Origin of the sequence: Paraburkholderia tagetis, assembly GCF_022213065.1 — a bacterium.
Classification (GTDB): domain Bacteria; phylum Pseudomonadota; class Gammaproteobacteria; order Burkholderiales; family Burkholderiaceae; genus Paraburkholderia; species Paraburkholderia tagetis.
Map to the genome: position 1 here is coordinate 433,044 of NZ_JAKLJA010000001.1, position 17,829 is coordinate 450,872.

The window sequence follows — 17,829 nt, forward strand, 5'->3', positions numbered from 1 at the left end:
TTTATGAACGGAGCGCGCCGCAAGCCGCGCTCGCCGCGTTCGTTTCGTTCGCCATGCTGACGATGCACGCGACGCACGCGCATGCCCAAAGCACCGTCACGCTCTACGGCTCGCTTGACACGAGCATCGAAGTCACCAACCCGGGCGCGGGCTACGTGGCGCGCATGGACTCGGGTGCGTATCGCGGTTCGCGCGTGGGCCTGCGCGGTGCCGAGGACATCGGCAACGGCGTGCAGATTCTGTTCAACCTGGAGAACGGCTTCGGCTCGGCCGATGGCACATTCGCCGTGAAGAATACGATCTTCAACCGCCAGGCGTGGATTGGCGTGGGCACGCCTTACGGCACGCTGCGCGTGGGCCGCCAGTACTCGCCCATCTACATTCCGTTCAAGGGCGGGCTCGACGCGTTCGGTGCGGGCACCATCGCCTCGGGGCTCGACAATCTCTCGAAGATCACGCCATACGAGAGCAACGCCATTACTTACCTCTCGCCCGAATTCCATGGTTTCTCGACGACGCTCATGACTTCGCTGCGCAGTGCGAGCGATGGCGGCGGCAACGGCATCGCCGGTAACATCGAAACCTTTGCGTACCGCAACGGCCCGTTTCGCATTTCATATGCGCATCAGCAAACGCATGGCAACGGCGCGCTACGCGCGAATCTCGGCGGCGTTGCGTATGTGTACGGCCCGGTCACGGGTTTTGTTTCGTTCTTCAACGGCGACGGCGGCTCACCGCGCTATCACAACGATGGCGTATCGGTATCGGCGCGCTATGCGGTGAGCGCGCGCTTTCGCGCCTCGCTGGGCTACACGTTCATGCGCGATCGCTCCGGCGGCGAGAACGACGCCGACCAGTTCAGCGCGGCATGCGAGTACGACGTCTCGAAGCACGTGCGGCTTTACGCGAGCGCGGGCTGGCTGCGCAATCGCGGGCAAGGCGAAATGACATTGCGCGGCGTGAACGTCGCCGGTCTCCCGCCATCATGGCCGGGCGCGACGGTGCGCGGCGTGCAGATCGGCGCGATCGACTGGTTCTAGGCGCTGGAGGTGCATAATGAACACCCCGCCGATGCAGTCCATGGCCGTCCTTCCAGGAGTCCGCCATGCAAGTGAGAAACGAGGAATTCGTCACCCATCTGCTCTCCGATGTCGTGGAATTCGCGCGTGCGCGATTACCCGAACCCACCTTCCAGATCATCGAACCCTTTCTGCGGCATTACTACGATTTCGTCGACGCAGAGGACTTGCGCAGCCGCAGCATCGCCGATCTCTACGGCGCGGCCATGGCGCACTGGCAGGCGGCGCAACGCTTCGTTCCCGGCAGCGAGCGCATGCGGGTCTACAACCCGATACTCGAGCAGCACGGCTGGCATTCGGACCATACCGTGATCGAGATCGTCAACGACGACATGCCATTCCTCGTCGATTCGGTCTCCATGGCCGTCAACAAGCTCGGCCTCGCGCTGCATTCGGTCATGCATCCGGTATTCCGCATCTGGCGCGGCAAGGACGGCGCCATTGTGCGTGTGGACGTGGGCGGCGCGGGCGCGGACGATAGTCAGTCGCAGCTCGCCTCGTTCATTCATTTCGAAGTGGACCGCTGCGGCGATGCAGCAAAACTGGAACAATTACGCGGCGCCATCGCCAAGGTGCTGGGCGACGTGCGTGCGGCAGTCGAGGACTGGCCGAAGATCGTCGAGGTCGTGCGCGCCACGATCAAGACCATGAAGGCGCGCGAGAGCAGCGCCGAAGACATCGAATCGCGCGCATTTCTGGAATGGATGGCAGCCGACCATTTCACGTTCCTGGGCCAGCGCGATTACGCGCTCGTCGAGCATGGCGACGGCTTCGCCTTGCGCGGCGTGGAGGGCTCGGGTCTCGGCATCTTGCGCGAGTCGCTGCGCACGCCCGGCGCGCCCGACGTCACGCCGCTGCCGAGCGCGGCCACGGAGATCATCACGGGCGCGTGGCCCATCTTCCTCACCAAGGCGAATTCGCGCGCGACCGTGCATCGCCCCGGCTATCTCGACTACGTGGGCGTGAAGCTCGTGGGGACGGACGGCAAGGTCTGCGGCGAGCGGCGCTTCGTCGGGCTCTACACCTCCACGGCCTATATGGTCTCCAGCTCGGAGATTCCCATCGTGCGCCGCAAGTGCGAGAACATCGTGCGGCGTGCGGGCTTTCTGCCCAAAGGACATCTCGGCAAGTCGCTCGTCACGGTGCTCGAAACCTGGCCGCGCGACGAACTTTTCCAGGCCGACGAAGACGATCTTTTCGATGTCGCGATGGGCGTATTGCGCTTGCAGGAGCATCAGCGCACGCGCCTGTTCGTGCGGCGCGATCGCTTCGACCGCTTCGTGTCCTGCCTCGTCTACGTCTCGCGCGACAAGTACAACACGGACCTGCGCCAGCGCATCGCGAATCTGCTCAAGGAAGCATTCATCGGCGAATCGGTGGAATTCACACCGCTGCTTTCCGAATCGGCGCTCGCTCGAATTCATTTCGTTGTCCATGCTAAAACCGGCGCGATGCCGGTTGTCGATACGCGCGAGCTGGAGGCGCGGCTCGTGCAGGTCACGCGGCGCTGGCAGGACGATCTCGCCGACGCCTTGCTCGATGCATTCGGCGAAGAGCAGGGCACGCGGCTCCTGCATCGCTACGCCGACTCGTTTCCCCCGGGCTATCGCGACGATTATCCGGCGCGCACGGCGGTACGCGACATCGAGCTGATCGAGCGTGTGCAGGGTACACGGCGCATCGCGATGAATCTCTACCGGCCCATCGAATCCGGGCCTCGCGCGTTCCGCTTCAAGGTGTATTGCACGGGCGAGGCCATTGCCTTGTCGCGCAGCCTGCCGATGCTCGAGCATCTTGGCGTGCGCGTGGACGAAGAGCGGCCTTACATCATCGAGGCGCCGGGCTGCGAGTCCGCCTGGGTGCATGACTTCGGCCTCGAACTCGCCGACGACGCGGAGTTCGATATCGAACGCGTGAAGGACCTGTTCGAAGACGCATTCGAGGGCGTGTGGACCAGTCAGGTCGAGAACGACGACTTCAATCGCCTCGTGCTGCGCGCGTATCTGAGCGCGCGCGAAGTCACCATCCTGCGCGCATACGCGAAGTATCTGCGCCAGGTGGGCTCGACGTTCAGCGACGCCTATATCGAGCGCGCGCTCACCGGCAACCCGGCCATCGCGCGTCAGCTCGTCGAGCTGTTCGTCATGCGCTTCGACCCCGCCGTGGGCGAACTGGGAGAGGGGCGCGAAACGCGCACGGAGCGCGCGCTCAAGGCGATAGAAAGCGCGCTCGACCAGGTGCCCAATCTCGACGAGGATCGCATTCTCAGGCAGTTTCTCGGCGTCATCAACGCGACGCAGCGCACCAACTATTACCGGCGCGACGCGCAAGGCGCGACACTGCCGTCGCTGTCGTTCAAGTTCAATCCGGCAAAAGTGCCCGGGCTGCCCGAGCCCAAGCCGATGTTCGAGATCTGGGTCTACGCGCCGCGCGTGGAAGGCGTGCACCTGCGCGGTGGACGCGTCGCGCGCGGCGGCCTGCGCTGGTCGGACCGGCGCGAGGACTTCCGCACCGAAGTGCTCGGCCTCATGAAGGCGCAGATGGTGAAGAACGTGGTGATCGTGCCGGTGGGCTCGAAGGGCGGCTTCGTCGTGAAGAATCCGCCGCCGATCACCGATCGCGAAGCGTGGATGCGCGAAGGCGTGGCGTGCTATCAGACCTTCCTGCGCGGCCTGCTCGACCTCACCGACAACCTCGTGAACAACGTGGTCGTGCCGCCGCCGGAGGTGGTGCGCCACGACCCCGACGACCCGTATCTGGTGGTGGCGGCTGACAAGGGCACGGCCACTTTCTCCGACTACGCCAACGCGATTTCGCACGAGTACGGCTTCTGGCTCGACGACGCGTTTGCCTCGGGCGGCTCGGTGGGCTACGACCACAAGAAGATGGCGATCACGGCGCGCGGCGCCTGGGAGTCGGTCAAGCGGCACTTCCGCGAAATGGGCGTCGACACCCAGGCGACCGACTTCACCGTGGTTGGCGTGGGCGATATGTCGGGCGACGTGTTCGGCAACGGCATGCTGCTCTCGCCGCATATCAAGCTCGTGGCCGCGTTCGATCATCGGCACATCTTTCTCGATCCCAACCCCGATCCCACGACGAGCTTCGCGGAGCGAAGCCGGCTCTTCGCGCTCGAGCGCTCGAGCTGGGCCGACTACGATCCCGCGGCCATATCGGCGGGCGGCGGCATTTTCGCGCGCACGGTGAAGACCATCCCGCTTTCACCGGCCGCGCAGAGCGCGCTCGGCATCGAGGCGGCCGCGCTCACGCCAAGCGAATTGATTCGCGCGATCCTGCTCGCGCCGGTCGACCTGCTCTACAACGGCGGCATCGGCACCTATGTGAAGGCCGCGCACGAGACCAACGCGCAAGTGGGCGACAAGGCGAACGACGCCGTGCGCGTCAACGGCGCCGATCTGCGTTGCAAGGTCGTGGGCGAGGGCGGCAACCTGGGCGTGACGCAATTCGGCCGCATCGAATTCGCGCAGCGCGGCGGACGCATCAATACCGATGCCATCGACAATTCCGCGGGCGTCGACTGCTCGGATCACGAGGTCAACATCAAGATCCTGCTCGGCCTCGTGGTGGTCGACGGCGAGATGACGATGAAGCAGCGCAATACGCTGCTCGCCGACATGACGGACGAAGTCGGGCTGCTCGTGCTCAGCGACAACTACTACCAGACCCAGGCGCTCTCGATCGCGGGCCGCTACAGCGCGGATCTGCTCGACCCGGAAACGCGGCTCATGCGCTGGCTCGAACGCGCGGGCCGCCTGAACCGCGCCATCGAATTCCTGCCCACCGACGAGCAAATCGCGGAACGCCAGAGCGCGAAGCTCGGCCTCACGTCGCCCGAGCGCGCCGTGCTGCTCGCGTACAGCAAGATGTGGCTCTACGATGCGCTGCTCGAATCGGATGTGCCGGAGGACCCGCTCGTCGCGAGCTTGCTGATCGACTATTTTCCGAAGCCGCTACAGCAACGCTTCAGCGAGCCGATGCAACGCCATCCGCTGCGCCGCGAGATTCTCGCGACGCATCTGACGAACGCACTCGTGAACCGCGTGGGCTGCGCGTTTGTGCATCGCCTGATGGAGGAAACCGATGCGCAGCCCGGTGAAATCGTGCGCGCATGCATCATGGCGCGCGACGTGTTCGATCTGAACGAGGTGTGGCGCGACATCGACGCGCTCGACAACCGCGTGCCCGACGATGTGCAGGCAGGCATGTTCGTCGACGTCGCGCGGCTGCTCGAACGCGCGGCGCTCTGGTTCCTGCGGCACTTGCAGACGGGCGCCGTGGACAGCGAGGGCACGCTGCTCGCACGTTGCCGCGACGCGGCGCAACGGCTTGCGCCGCAATTGCCGACGCTGTTGCCCGCCGCCGCTCTCGAAGCGTTGTCGGCGCGTCAGGCCGCGCTCGTGAACGCGGGCGTGGAGAGTGCGTTGGCGGTGCGCGTGGCGAGCGGCGACGTTTCCATCGCGCTGCTGGATATTGCCGATGTGGCGGCGGCGTGCGACCGTCCGCTCGAGCACGTGGCAGCAGCGTATTTCGCGCTGGACATGCGTCTGAACTACGGCTGGATTGGCGAGCGCGCGGCGGCGCTGCCGACGCCCACGCATTGGGACACGATGGCGCGCGCGGCGGCGCTTGCGGAGGTGGCGCGCCTCAAGCGCGCACTCACCACGAACGCGCTCACCCGGGCGCCAGACACGGCCGATGCCCAGGCACTCGTGGATGCATGGTGCGAACAGCACGAAGCCGCGCTCGACCGGTATGGACGCCTGCTTGCGGAGTTGCGTGCGACGAGCGGCGTGAGCCTTTCGGTGCTGCTGGTGATCGTGCGCGCGATGGCGGGGCTGGAGCGGCCATAAGAGTCCATAAGACACAGTGCGTCACGCGGGAACCGCCTGCTTGATACCAGACGGTTCCCCGCGCCTGCATGACGCATGGCGACAAACTTTGCCAATAGAAAAATCAGAGGCAGGCAGGCAGGATGATTGGGCTTAATACGCGGGCCCAGTTTATGTATAAATGCTTTCGAACCACCCCCTCTAGTCATTTTGCTGTTCGTGAGCAAGCGCAATGCTTGCTTGTGCACTTGCGCGCTTCACGCGAAGCGTTACCGATAGCCGAGTCATGACGCAGCTAACGCATTCAGTCGCTATTCGAGCGATTTACGCAGGGAATAGAGCCTCGTCAAACCATTAAATTAAATGGCCGTTAATTTGACAGAAACGTAGGTCGCCCTCGGGGGTGGCATGCGATGCTTTCGCTCCGGAAAAGACAACACGAAACGCGCACCTGACTGGGCGATTCGCGTCGTTCGGCATGACCATGAAAAGGAGCCAACCACTATGTCGTGGCTGACAGACACACTTCGGCAATACCCCGAGATCGCCATCTTTCTTTCACTAGGAATCGGTTATTGGGTGGGAGGCAAGAGCTTCAAGGGATTCAGTCTCGGCGCCGTTACGGCAACCCTGCTTGCGGCAATCGCCATCGGCCAGCTCGGTCTTACGATTTCGGCCAATGTTAAATCCGTATTTTTTCTGATGTTCCTGTTCGCAGTCGGATATGGCGTGGGGCCGCAGTTCGTACGCGGCATCGCGAAAGATGGCTTGCCACAGGCCTTGTTCGCTGTGGTGCAATGTCTACTGTGTCTCGCGGCGCCCATCGTCGCCGCCAAATTAGCCGGCTACAACCTGGGATCCGCCGCGGGCTTGTTCGCCGGCTCGCAAACCATTTCGGCCTCGATGGGCCTCGCAACGGATGCCATCAACCGGCTCCATTTACCACCCGATCAGGCCAAGGCGTTGCTCGACGCCATGCCTACCGCCTATGCCGTCACCTATATCTTCGGCACGATCGGATCCGCCATCATTCTTGCGACGCTCGGCCCGCGGCTGCTCGGAATCGACCTGCCCGCAGCATGCAAGGAGTACGAAACAATGCTCGGTGGCAAGGGCGCGGGCGCACAGGAAGGCCGCGAATGGCATGACTACCAGTTGCGTGCCTATCGCATCGGCGCCGACAGCCCGTTCGTCGGCCAGACCATCAGCCAGGCGGAGGCCGCCGAGCCTGCGGGCGTGAGGCTCTTTATCGAACGCGTGAGGCGCGCGGGCGCCGTCAAGGAGGCGGAGCAGAGCCTCGTTCTGCAGGCCGGCGACGTGGTGGCCGTTGCAGGGCCGCGCGACCAGCTCGTGGCGAGGCTCGGCCCACGCGGAGGCGAGGTGGAGGACGCGGAACTGGTCGCGGTCACCACCGAAGGCGTGGACATCTACGTCACCAACAAGTCGGTTGCCGGCAAGACCTTGCGGGAGCTTGCAGGCCTGCCCGGCGCACGCGGCGTCTACCTGAAGAAGATCAAGCGCGGTCCCACCGAAACGCAGATCCCCGTGTTGCCCAATACGAAGCTCGAGCGCGGCGACACCATCACGATCGTCGGCCGCACGCAGGACACCACCGCTGCGGCCAAGGCGCTAGGCGTTCTCGATCGCCCCAGCACGGTTGCCGACATTGCCTTCGTGAGTCTGGCCATTGCAGTAGGCGCGTTGATTGGCGCGGTCGTAATCAACGTGCACGGCATTCCGCTCACGCTGTCCACGGCGGGCGGCGCGCTCATCGCCGGGATCGTGTTCGGATGGTTGCGCGCGATCCATCCCACCTTCGGGCGCATTCCGGAACCTACCGTCTGGTTCATGAACTCCGTGGGTCTCAATGTGTTCATTGCCGTGGTGGGCATCACGGCAGGCCCGGGATTCGTCGCTGGATTGCAGCAACTCGGCATCAGCCTGTTTCTCTGGGGCATTTTCGCCACGGCAACGCCATTGATCATCGGCATGTTCATCGCGAGGTACGTGTTCAAGTTCCACCCCGCAATCCTGTTCGGCGTGTGCGCGGGTGCCCGAACCACGACGGCGGCATTAGGGATGATCTGCGACACCGCACGCAGCCAGGTGCCAGGACTGGGCTATACCGTGACCTACGCGGTCGGCAATACGCTCCTGACGATCTGGGGAATGGTGCTCGTGATGATCCTGAGCTGATGTCTGGACCTATTGGATGTTTCGCTAACTAATGAAACGGAGCAAGTAGATGAATTCACGAAACGACAACGCAACGCAGGCGCAAAAGCTGGCCGCGCTGAGCCCCTTCGAACTCAAGGACGAACTGATCAAGGTGGCCGGCGGCGCGGAGACGCCACGGTCCGCCGCGAACCTGCCGATGCTCAATGCCGGCCGCGGTAATCCCAACTTCCTCGCCACGATTCCGCGTCACGGCTTCTGGCAGCTCGGTCTCTTCGCCATGCGCGAGTCGGAGCGCTCGTTCGCGTATCTGCCCGAGGGCGTGGGCGGTTTCCCGCAGCGTGAAGGTATTGTCGAGCGTTTCGATCTATTCGTGCGCGAGAACAAGGGTGAGGCCGGCATCGGTTTTCTCGCGGGCGCGGTGTCGTATGTGCGCGACCAGCTGGGTCTTTCGGCTGGGGACTTCCTCTACGAAATGTGCGAAGGCATTCTCGCCTGCAACTATCCGGTGCCGGACCGCATTCTCAAGAACACGGAAACCATCGTCGGCCAGTACCTGCGGCGCGAGATGATCGGCAAGCACCCGTTCGTGGGCGAATTCGACGTGTTCGCGGTGGAGGGCGGCACGGCCGCCATGGCATACATCTTCAACACGTTGCGGGAAAACTTCTTCATCAAGCCGGGCGACACCATCGCGCTCGGCATGCCTATCTTCACGCCATACATCGAGATTCCCGCGCTCAACGACTACCAGCTCAATATCGTCAACGTCGAAGCCGATGTCGCGAACGGCTGGCAGTACTCGAAGAAGGAACTCGACAAACTGCGCGACCCGAAGGTGAAGGCGTTCTTCCTCGTGAACCCGAGCAATCCGCCTTCGGTGAAGATCGACGAGGCGAGCCTCGAATACATCGCCGGGATCGTCAAGGAGCGCCCGGACCTCATCATCCTGACCGACGACGTGTATGGCACCTTCGCCGACAACTTCGTCTCGCTGTTCGCGCTCGCGCCGAAGAACACGATTCTCGTGTACTCGTATTCGAAATACTTTGGCGCGACGGGCTGGCGTCTCGGCGCGATCGCGACGCACCGCGAGAACGTGCTGGACGACGCGCTCGCGAAGCTCTCGAAAGAGCAGAAGCAGGCGCTGCACAAGCGCTATGAATCGATCACGACGGAGCCTGAAAAGCTCAAGTTCATCGACCGCCTGGTGGCGGACAGCCGCACCGTTGCGCTCAATCACACGGCGGGCCTCTCGACGCCGCAGCAAGTGCAGATGGTGCTGTTCTCGCTGTTCTCGCTCATGGACACGCCCGACGCGTACAAGAACGCGCTCAAGCGCCTGATTCGCAGCCGCAAGCGCGCGCTTTTCGAAACCATCGGTATTCCAGTGAAGGAAGGGGATCCGAACGTCGTCGACTACTACACGGTGCTGGACCTCGAATACTTCGGCGAACGTGCCTATGGCCGCGAGTTCGTCGACTGGCTGCTCAAGAATACCGAGGCTTCCGAACTGCTGTTCCGCCTCGCCCAGGATGCTCATGTCGTGCTCCTGCCCGGCAAGGGTTTCGGCACACCGCATCCGTCCGGCCGTGTGTCGCTCGCCAATCTGAATGAGGCGGACTATCGCGCGATTGGCAAGGCAATACGGACGCTGCTCGAAGAATACGTGGAACGCTATTGCGCGCAGACAGGCAAGAACGTCGCGCGCTAATTGAGGTGCTGCCTCAACCGACGTGCTCCGTCGGCCAAGGGCTGAACTCGGGCGCGCGGCCGGCCTTGCGGGGTCGGCCGCGTGCGCCTGGCCGCGATGGCGGTGGCACGTGCTGGTTTTAGCGTGTGGCAGGGTGCAAATACTGCTCGTCGCTAACGTGTTCGAGCCAGTCGACCACCTTGCCATCAAGTGCCTCCTGAACGGCAATATGCGTCATGAACGTTTCGGCCGAGGCGCCATGCCAGTGCTTCACGCCCGCAGGAATCCACACGACGTCGCCTGGCCGGATGACTTCAAGCGGTCCGCCCCAGCGCTGCACGTAACCACTGCCGGCCGTCACGATCAGGGTTTGACCACGCGGGTGCTCATGCCAGGCCGTGCGCGCTCCCGGCTCGAACGTCACGCTGCCGCCCGAGGCGCGAGTCGCGTCATTCGGTTGAAACAGCATGTCCACACGGACGTCGCCCGTGAACCAGTCCGCAGGCCCCTTCGCTGAGGGAACGCTACCGCAACGCCTGACTTCGATTTCCATTTTCCTGCTCCCGTTCAGAGGTTTGCGCGTGGCAGCCATACGCATCACGCCGCCGATGACTGAACTGTACTGTTCGCCTGGTCCCTCCGGTAGCTGCTAGACTTCGCAAAGAGTTATGAGCGGGATTCATAATGCCAACCATCGACCTCAACGTTCTGCGGGCATTTCTTGTGATTGCCCGCGAGCGAAGTTTTACCCGGGCCGCCGCGCAGCTAGGCGTATCGCAATCCGCCTTGAGCCATTCGATGCGCGCTCTGGAAGAGAAGGTGGGGCTTCGCTTGCTGACGCGAACGACCCGTGGCGTTTCGCCCACTGAGGCGGGCGAGCGTCTGCTGGCAAACGTCGCTCCCTACTATGAGGGGATCGACAGCGAGCTGGAATCTTTGAGCGCGTTGCGGGACAAGCCGGCGGGGCTGATCAGGATTTCGGCTCACGATCATGCGGCGGACACGATCCTCTGGCCGAAGCTCAAGGAGGTGCTGCACAGCTATCCCGACATCTCCGTCGAAATCAACATCGACTACGGCATGGTCGATATCGTTGCCGAACGATTCGACGCGGGCGTGCGAAGCGGCGACTTGATCGCGCAGGACATGATTGCCGTGCGTATTGGTCCGGACTTCAAGATGGCCGTGGTCGGATCGCCGGATTATCTGGCCTCGCATGGACGCCCGGGAAGTCCGCGCGATCTGGCTGCTCACCGTTGCATCAATCTTCGTCTTCCGACACGTGGAGGCCTGTACGCCTGGGAGTTCGTCAAGCGACGCGACACATTGCATGTGAACGTGCATGGCCAGGTTATCTGTAACACCACGCCCAGGATGCTCGAAGCCGCGATGGGGGGATATGGGCTTGCGTACGTTCCATACGATCTCGCCGAATCTTGCCTCGCCGATGGCAGGCTGGTGAGCGTGCTCGATGAGTGGTGCCCGACTGTGCCGGGCTACCATCTTTACTACGCGAGTCGTCGACAAACGTCGCCAGCATTCGCATTGATCGTCGACTCACTGCGATATCGCAACGGATAACCGTTGAGTTGTGATTTGACTTTACATAAGATAAATTATCGAAGTTAAAACTTGTAGTGGCTAAGTTGAAATCTATGGTCGCCCACGTAGATAATCTGCGCTGCTCACGCGATACCAGACCTCATGTGCAATCGCTCCTGGCGATGCGAAAGCTGACCGCGACCGTCACGTCTCAAGAAGGTCGAGCCCCGCGCACCGTGGTGCCTCGCTCCGACAACCGCCCTGAAACCCACCTGCGGCGAGCCTCGTAGACAAATTCCGCAATCTCAAGAAACGCGCCACCGGTTGCTTGCTAGACTGAAAGTGCCCCTGCAAACCCATGGAGGGTGACATGACGACCATCTACGTCGTGAAAACCGGCGAGCAGTTCCTCTGCACCGCAGAAGACGGCGATATCGGCATGGCTCCGGCGATTGAAGAAGCCACGCCCTTTCTTTCGTATGAGGAAGCAGAAAAAACAGCAAACCAGCACGCCGACCCCGGATACGAAATCGTGACTGTCTGCATAACCAGACGCTGAAGGTGAATGCACGCGCGCGACGTCACCGCGGCTCGAAATCGGCGTAATGCCCTTTGAGGCCGTAGTAGGCGATGTACGCGTAGCAGAGCACCGGCACGCAGAACGACCACTGAATCCCGATGTGGTCGGCGAGGAAGCCCTGAATGACCGGGACGATCGCGCCACCGACGATCGCCATGCACAAGATGCCCGAACCCGCGCCGGTATGCTTGCCGAGACCATCGATGGCCAGCGTGAAAATGGTCGGGAACATGATCGAGTTGAACAGGCCGATCGCAAGCAACGCCCACATTGCGATCGGGCCCGACGCCAGGATTGCGATCGCGAGCAACACGGCCACCACGAACGCGTTGAAGGCGAGCAAACGGCCGGGGCGTATCTTGCTCAGCAACGCGGAGCCGATAAAGCGGCCGACCATCGCCCCGCCCCAATAGAGCGACAGATATCTGGCGGCGGTGTCGACGCTCAGGCCGGCAATGTGGGGCTGTTCCATGAAGTTCACCAGGAAGCTCCCGATGCCGACTTCGGCGCCCACGTACAGGAAAATCCCCAGCGCGCCCAGCACGAGATGGCGATACGCCCAAACGCTTTCCTCGGTGTGGTAAGCACTGCCGTCGTCGGGCAAGTCGGCTGGCCGCGCAGGCGCCTCGATCTTCGGCAGCTTGAATCGCGCGATGACGATGGCCAGCAGAAAGAACACGATCGCAAGCCCGATGTACGGGATCTGCACCGCGCTAGCTTGCGAGACGCCATACGCCGCCAGCTCGGCCGGGTTCATCTTCTGAAGTTCATCAGAACTCCTGATGGCGATCGAGAGAATCGCCACGGAGCCAAAAAACGGCGCGAGTGTGGTGCCAAGCGAATTGAACGCCTGGGTCAGGTTGAGCCGGCTCGAAGCCAGTTCGGGCTTGCCCAGCACGGCGACATAGGGGTTGGCCGCCACTTGCAGCAGCGTGATGCCCGATGCGAGCACGAACAGCGCGCCGAGAAAGAACGGGTAGGACGCGTTGCCCGCCGCGGGGTAGAACAGCAAACAGCCGGTCCCCGCTGTCGACAGGCCGAGGACGATGCCCCGCTTGTAGCCCAGCTTCTCGACCAGATAGCCAGCCGGAAACGACATGATCAGGTAGGCGCCGAAGAAGCAGAACTGGATCAACATGGCCTGCACGTAGCTGAGCGTGAAGACCGCGCGCAGATGCGGAATCAGGATGTCGTTGAGCGATGTGATGAAACCCCACATGAAAAACAGTGAGGTCAGAACGATCAGCGGTGTGGTGTAGCCAGTTGCGGCGGCGGAGTTGCCGCTGTCGAGTCGTGCATGAGTTGGGGTCGTAGCCACTAACTTGTCTCCAGGGCTCTAAACGTTCGGCGGGCGCGAGGGAGCGTCCTCGCTCCTTTTTCTTCGCCCCCGGTGCTATTCAGTGCGGCCGATTGTAGTTAAACTACACAGCCCCGTCAAAGCAATATTCTTTTAGCTACAAATTCATTTACTGGGATCTGCTCGATGCTTACTGGTGCGTCCATTAACCCCGCCGCGACCCCGCACGCCGACGGTCCGCGCCTGCTCGCTGACATTGGCGGAACGAACGCGCGCTTCGCGCTCGAGACGAACCCCGGCGCGATCGCGCAGATCCGCGTGTACCCAGTAGCCGGTTTCCCGACGCTCGCCGACGCGATCCGCCAGTACCTGAATGACGTCGAGATCAGTCACGTGAAGCACGCGGCAATCTCGATCGCGAACCCGGTCGACGACGATCAGGTCAGCATGACGAACCACGACTGGAGCTTTTCGATCGAGGCGACGCGCCGGGCGCTCGGCTTTTACACGCTCATTGTCGTCAACGATTTCACCGCGCTCGCGATGGCGCTGCCGGCCCTCACCGACGCACAGCGCGTGCAGATTGGCGGCGGCACACCGCGGCAGCACAGCGTCACCGGGTTGATGGGGCCCGGAACGGGCCTGGGCGTGTCCGCGCTGATCCCGGCCGACGGCCGCTGGATCGCGCTCGGCAGCGAAGGCGGTCATGCGTCGTTCGCGCCGAATGGTGAACGCGAGGATGTCGTGCTCCAGTACGCGCGCAAGCAGTTCGAGCACGTGTCGTTCGAGCGCGTTTGCGCGGGACCGGGGCTCGAATTGATCTACCGTGCGCTCGCCGGGCGTGAGAACCTGCCCGTCGCGGATCATGCCGATCCCGCGTACATCGTCGAACGCGCGCATGCGGGCGACGCGCTCGCGCTAGAGACGGTTGAATGCTTCTGTGGGATTCTTGGCGGCTTCGCAGGCAGCCTTGCGCTGACGCTCGGCGCACGCGGCGGTGTGTACGTTGGCGGTGGCGTCGCGCTGAAGCTCGGCGAGCTGTTCACGCGCTCGGGCTTTCGTACGCGTTTCGAGGCAAAGGGGCGCTTCTCGACGTATCTCGAGGGCGTGCCGACCTACTTGATCACGGCCGATTACCCGGCGTTCCTCGGCGTTTGCGCGATCCTCTCGGCGCACCTGTCGAGCGATGAGAGCAAGCCGCACTGACGATTGTCATTTCAGAAGGGGCTTGGCGGTCGATCATTCGACGGTTCATCGGTGGGCGCTGAGGCCGCTGCCGGTGCTGGAAAGCGCGTTTCGGCGGCAGAAGCGGCCAGTTGGCAACTGCGCGTTACGCGGCACCAGGACTTCTTCTGCGCAATTTGTCAGGTATTTCGACCCTGAGCAACTTCGTTAGTCGCGTTGCGTCGTCGCCATGATCAACGCGGGGATCAATGTCGTGAACGTCTCGTTCATCGGATAGTTGTACGGTCCGAGACACAAGGTGAGGCCAAGGGGAGAACGTCGAATCTGGCCAATTGTCCCCTCAACGACTTCAAAGCGTGATCCCTTGTTGTCGAGCTTCTTCAGCTCGGCGATAGTGTCCCGAATGTAGGCTATCGTGCGATCAAACTCCTTCTCCGAGTCCTTGAGGGTTTTACCGATCTCTCACATGATGAGCCTGACGATTTCGGTGCGTTTCGCGATAATTCGCCGCGTGAAATCCCCAACGCAACTGATGGGCTCTGCAACCCGCATCGTCGGCCAGTGGCCGCGACCATTGTCGTAGGCCGCCTGGCGCACAACGCGTTGGGTGTCAGGGTCGATCAAGGCCGATTTTCACCGGAGCGATGTTCCAGATCCGCGCGCAGTATTCGCCAATCGCGCGATCCGAAGAAAACTTGCCGGAGCGCGCCGTATTGAGGATCGACATGCGCGTCCACCGTGCCGCGTCTTTCCAGGCCTCGCTCACGCGCTCCTGGCACGCCACGTAGTCGGCGTAATCGGCGAGTACGAGAAAGGGATCGGTGTGCAGCAGGTTCTCAACGAGCGGACGAAACACGTCCTGGTTACCGCGCGAAAAGCATCCTCCAGCGATGAGATCCAGCGCCTCACGCAGTTGAGCATTGCCTTCGGCATATTGCGCAGGCCGATAGCCTTCGCGTTTGACCTGCTCCACTTGTTCGGTCGTCAGACCAAACAGAAAAAAGTTATCGTCACCGGCTTCCTCGCGGATCTCGACGTTGGCGCCGTCCAGCGTTCCAATCGTGAGCGCGCCGTTCATCATGAATTTCATGTTGCCGGTGCCGGACGCCTCTTTGCCGGCCGTTGAAATCTGCTCGGAGAGATCGGCGGCGGGATAGATGAATTGCGCATTCTTCACGTTGAAGTTGGGGAGGAATACGACCTTCAGCCTGCCCTCCATGCGGGGATCGTTGTTGACGACTTCGGCGATGCCCGTGATCAGCCGGATCATCAGTTTCGCCATCGCGTAGCCCGGCGCCGCCTTTCCGCCGAAGATAAAACAGCGTGGCACGCTGCCCCGATCGAGATTGCAGCGCAGACGCTGGTAAAGCGTAATGATGTATAGCGCGTTCAGATGCTGTCGCTTGTACTCGTGAATACGCTTGACCTGAATGTCGAACAGGACATCGGGATCCACCATGACGTTCGTGACCTTGCGGATGCGCTCCGCCAGCGCCGCTTTATTCATCCGCTTGACTGCGCGCCACTTGTTCTGAAACGCCGCATCGTCGGCATACGCCTCGAGTTTCCGAAAGCGCGCGAGGTCGGTGACCCACCCCTCGCCCACCGTTTCGTCAAGCAGGTGGACGAGACCTGGATTGCTTAGCAAAACGAAGCGGCGCGGCGTGACGCCATTCGTGACGTTGTGGAAGCGTTCGGGCCACAACTGCGCGAAGTCGCGCAGCACGGTCTGCGTGAGGAGCGCTGAATGCAGCGCGGCAACACCGTTCACCGCGTGACAACCAATGGTCGACAAATTCGCCATGCGCACCTTTTTCTCGCCTGCCTCGTCGATGATCGACATGCGCGCCACGCGCGCCTCGTCGCCGGGATATTTTTGGCGCACCTCGTCAAGGAAGCGGCGATTGATCTCATAGATGATCTCCAGCGGACGCGGTAGCAATCGTTTAAAGAGCGGCAGTCCCCACGTCTCCAGTGCTTCGGGCAGGAGCGTATGGTTCGTATAGGCGAGCGTGCGCTGCGTAATGTCCCATGCCTCGTCCCAGGAGAGCAGCCGCTCGTCCACGAGCAGGCGCATCAGTTCCGCCACGGCGATGGCAGGATGCGTATCGTTCAGTTGCGCGGTGAACATGTCGGCGAAACGCGAAATGGGTTCACCCTTCAGATCGAGCAGACGCAGCATGTCCTGCAGCGAGCACGAGACAAAGAAGTATTGCTGCGCAAGGCGCAGCCGCTTGCCGAGTGCGGGCTCGTCATTCGGATACAGCACCTTGGACAACGTTTCGGAGATGACCTTCTCCTCCACGGCCTGGTAATAGTCGCCGGCGTTGAAGTCCTGCAGGTCGAAGGACTCGATAGCCTCGCTCTTCCACAGGCGCAGCGTGTTGCAGGTATTGACGCAATAGCCGAGCATCGGCGTATCGCACGCCACACCCTTGACCATGCGCGCAGGCAGCCAGCGCACGCGAAGGCGGCCTTGCTCGTCGTGCCACATTTGCGTGCGCCCGCCGAACGAGACGTAATAATTCAGATTCGGCCGCACGATCTCCCACGGATTGCCCTTTTGCAGCCAAAGATCGGTGACTTCGACCTGACGGCCGTCGCGAATCTCCTGATCGAAAATGCCGAACTCATAGCGGATGCCGTAGCCCACGGAGGGAATTTCGAGCGTCGCGAGCGAATCCAGATAACAGGCTGCAAGCCTGCCGAGTCCGCCATTGCCGAGCCCCGGCTCTTCTTCTAGCGCGAGCAGCTCGTCGAGATCCTGGCCCAGCGCGCGCATGGCCTCGCGCGCATTGTCTTCGATGCCGAGATTGACGAGATTGTTGCCCAGTTGCGGGCCGATCAGGAACTCGGCGGAGAGGTAGCACGCCACGCGTAAATCGCGTTCGGCATAGGTCTGGATCGTCGCGGCCCAGCGCGCCAGCATGCGGTCACGCACGCTATAGGCGAGCGCCATGTACCAGTCGTGCGGCGTTGCAATGCCCGGCGTGCGGGCTTGCAGGCAGATCATATTGTCGAGCACGCCGCGCCGCAGCGCGTCGATGCTCAGGCCGCTACGCGCGGATTCGGCGCTCGGGTTCGCGCTTGACGTCGGGGCGATGGCCATAATGCCTCCCGATGTTTCATCAGATCAAGGATCTATTCGGGTCAGATTCTGTTGCTCGATCATTGCGCCTTCAATAATCGCCGATTTCCAGCGGCAAGCAAGTGCCACGCCTGTGTCCTGTCCAATTTGATTAGTTATCCGATTTTATTACAAGATCGGACCGGCATAGCAAAGACAGTTCTCCGCCTTCCTTCGTTTAATGGCACCAAGCCCACCAGGGGGCGAGGGAACATACGAAGAATTTTGACCTACACTGGAAGTTCGTCGCTCGCATGCTCACGGGTCGCGCTGACGCAATGCAATTCGCCGACGCCCGATT

At 62.2% G+C, this 17,829-nt stretch carries 9 protein-coding genes and 3 pseudogenes; 8 read left to right on the top strand and 4 right to left on the bottom strand.

Annotation, left to right across the window (positions count from 1 at the left end):
* The first annotated feature begins 53 nt into the window (after nucleotides 1-53).
* From L5014_RS01850 to L5014_RS01865, 4 genes are all read left to right on the top strand, one after another.
* Complete coding sequence (locus L5014_RS01850; RefSeq protein ID WP_238462127.1) at nucleotides 54-1,040, top strand: porin; 987 nt, start codon at nucleotides 54-56, stop codon at nucleotides 1,038-1,040.
* A 65-nt stretch (nucleotides 1,041-1,105) separates the two neighbouring features.
* Nucleotides 1,106-5,950, top strand: a complete 4,845-nt coding sequence (locus L5014_RS01855; RefSeq protein WP_238461873.1) for an NAD-glutamate dehydrogenase — start codon at nucleotides 1,106-1,108, stop codon at nucleotides 5,948-5,950.
* Between the two features lie 483 nt (nucleotides 5,951-6,433).
* Nucleotides 6,434-8,125: an aspartate-alanine antiporter gene (gene aspT / locus L5014_RS01860; RefSeq protein WP_238461874.1), complete on the top strand. Its 1,692-nt coding sequence runs from the start codon at nucleotides 6,434-6,436 to the stop codon at nucleotides 8,123-8,125.
* Between the two features lie 49 nt (nucleotides 8,126-8,174).
* On the top strand, nucleotides 8,175-9,818 hold the full coding sequence (locus L5014_RS01865) for a bifunctional aspartate transaminase/aspartate 4-decarboxylase (protein ID WP_238461875.1): 1,644 nt from the start codon (nucleotides 8,175-8,177) through the stop codon (nucleotides 9,816-9,818).
* A 118-nt stretch (nucleotides 9,819-9,936) separates the two neighbouring features.
* On the opposite strand, the gene L5014_RS01870 is transcribed toward L5014_RS01865, so the two are convergent.
* Complete coding sequence (locus L5014_RS01870) at nucleotides 9,937-10,344, bottom strand: (R)-mandelonitrile lyase (protein WP_238462128.1); 408 nt, start codon at nucleotides 10,342-10,344, stop codon at nucleotides 9,937-9,939.
* Nucleotides 10,345-10,481: 137 nt separating this feature from the next.
* Here L5014_RS01870 and L5014_RS01875 point away from each other — a divergent pair, with 137 nt between their 5' ends.
* Together L5014_RS01875 and L5014_RS01880 are read left to right on the top strand one after the other, a co-directional pair.
* Nucleotides 10,482-11,378: a LysR family transcriptional regulator gene (locus tag L5014_RS01875; protein WP_238461876.1), complete on the top strand. Its 897-nt coding sequence runs from the start codon at nucleotides 10,482-10,484 to the stop codon at nucleotides 11,376-11,378.
* A 331-nt stretch (nucleotides 11,379-11,709) separates the two neighbouring features.
* On the top strand, nucleotides 11,710-11,898 hold the full coding sequence (locus L5014_RS01880) for a hypothetical protein (RefSeq protein WP_238461877.1): 189 nt from the start codon (nucleotides 11,710-11,712) through the stop codon (nucleotides 11,896-11,898).
* A 22-nt stretch (nucleotides 11,899-11,920) separates the two neighbouring features.
* On the opposite strand, the gene fucP is transcribed toward L5014_RS01880, so the two are convergent.
* Nucleotides 11,921-13,237, bottom strand: coding sequence for an L-fucose:H+ symporter permease (gene fucP / locus L5014_RS01885; protein WP_338019252.1), 1,317 nt, complete (start codon nucleotides 13,235-13,237; stop codon nucleotides 11,921-11,923).
* A 165-nt stretch (nucleotides 13,238-13,402) separates the two neighbouring features.
* Here fucP and L5014_RS01890 point away from each other — a divergent pair.
* Nucleotides 13,403-14,401, top strand: a pseudogene (locus tag L5014_RS01890) (glucokinase); the annotation flags it as partial.
* Between the two features lie 37 nt (nucleotides 14,402-14,438).
* Nucleotides 14,439-14,537: pseudogene (locus tag L5014_RS01895) on the top strand (IS6 family transposase); the annotation flags it as partial.
* Between the two features lie 83 nt (nucleotides 14,538-14,620).
* Here the strand turns inward: L5014_RS01895 and L5014_RS01900 are convergent.
* Nucleotides 14,621-14,986: pseudogene (locus L5014_RS01900) on the bottom strand (aldehyde dehydrogenase family protein); the annotation flags it as partial.
* 25 nt (nucleotides 14,987-15,011) lie between these two features.
* Nucleotides 15,012-17,510 carry a glycogen/starch/alpha-glucan phosphorylase gene (locus L5014_RS01905; protein ID WP_238461878.1) on the bottom strand — a complete coding sequence of 833 codons (2,499 nt, stop codon included), beginning with the start codon at nucleotides 17,508-17,510 and terminating at the stop codon, nucleotides 15,012-15,014.
* Between the last annotated feature and the right edge of the window lie 319 nt (nucleotides 17,511-17,829).

Coding starts and splice junctions, on each gene's coding strand:
- L5014_RS01850 (WP_238462127.1), top strand. CDS start 54: ATGCTGACGATGCACGCGACGCACGCGCATGCCCAAAGCACCGTCACG.
- L5014_RS01865 (WP_238461875.1), top strand. CDS start 8,175: ATGAATTCACGAAACGACAACGCAACGCAGGCGCAAAAGCTGGCCGCG.
- L5014_RS01855 (WP_238461873.1), top strand. CDS start 1,106: ATGCAAGTGAGAAACGAGGAATTCGTCACCCATCTGCTCTCCGATGTC.
- aspT (WP_238461874.1), top strand. CDS start 6,434: ATGTCGTGGCTGACAGACACACTTCGGCAATACCCCGAGATCGCCATC.
- L5014_RS01875 (WP_238461876.1), top strand. CDS start 10,482: ATGCCAACCATCGACCTCAACGTTCTGCGGGCATTTCTTGTGATTGCC.
- L5014_RS01905 (WP_238461878.1), bottom strand. CDS start 17,510: ATGGCCATCGCCCCGACGTCAAGCGCGAACCCGAGCGCCGAATCCGCG.
- L5014_RS01880 (WP_238461877.1), top strand. CDS start 11,710: ATGACGACCATCTACGTCGTGAAAACCGGCGAGCAGTTCCTCTGCACC.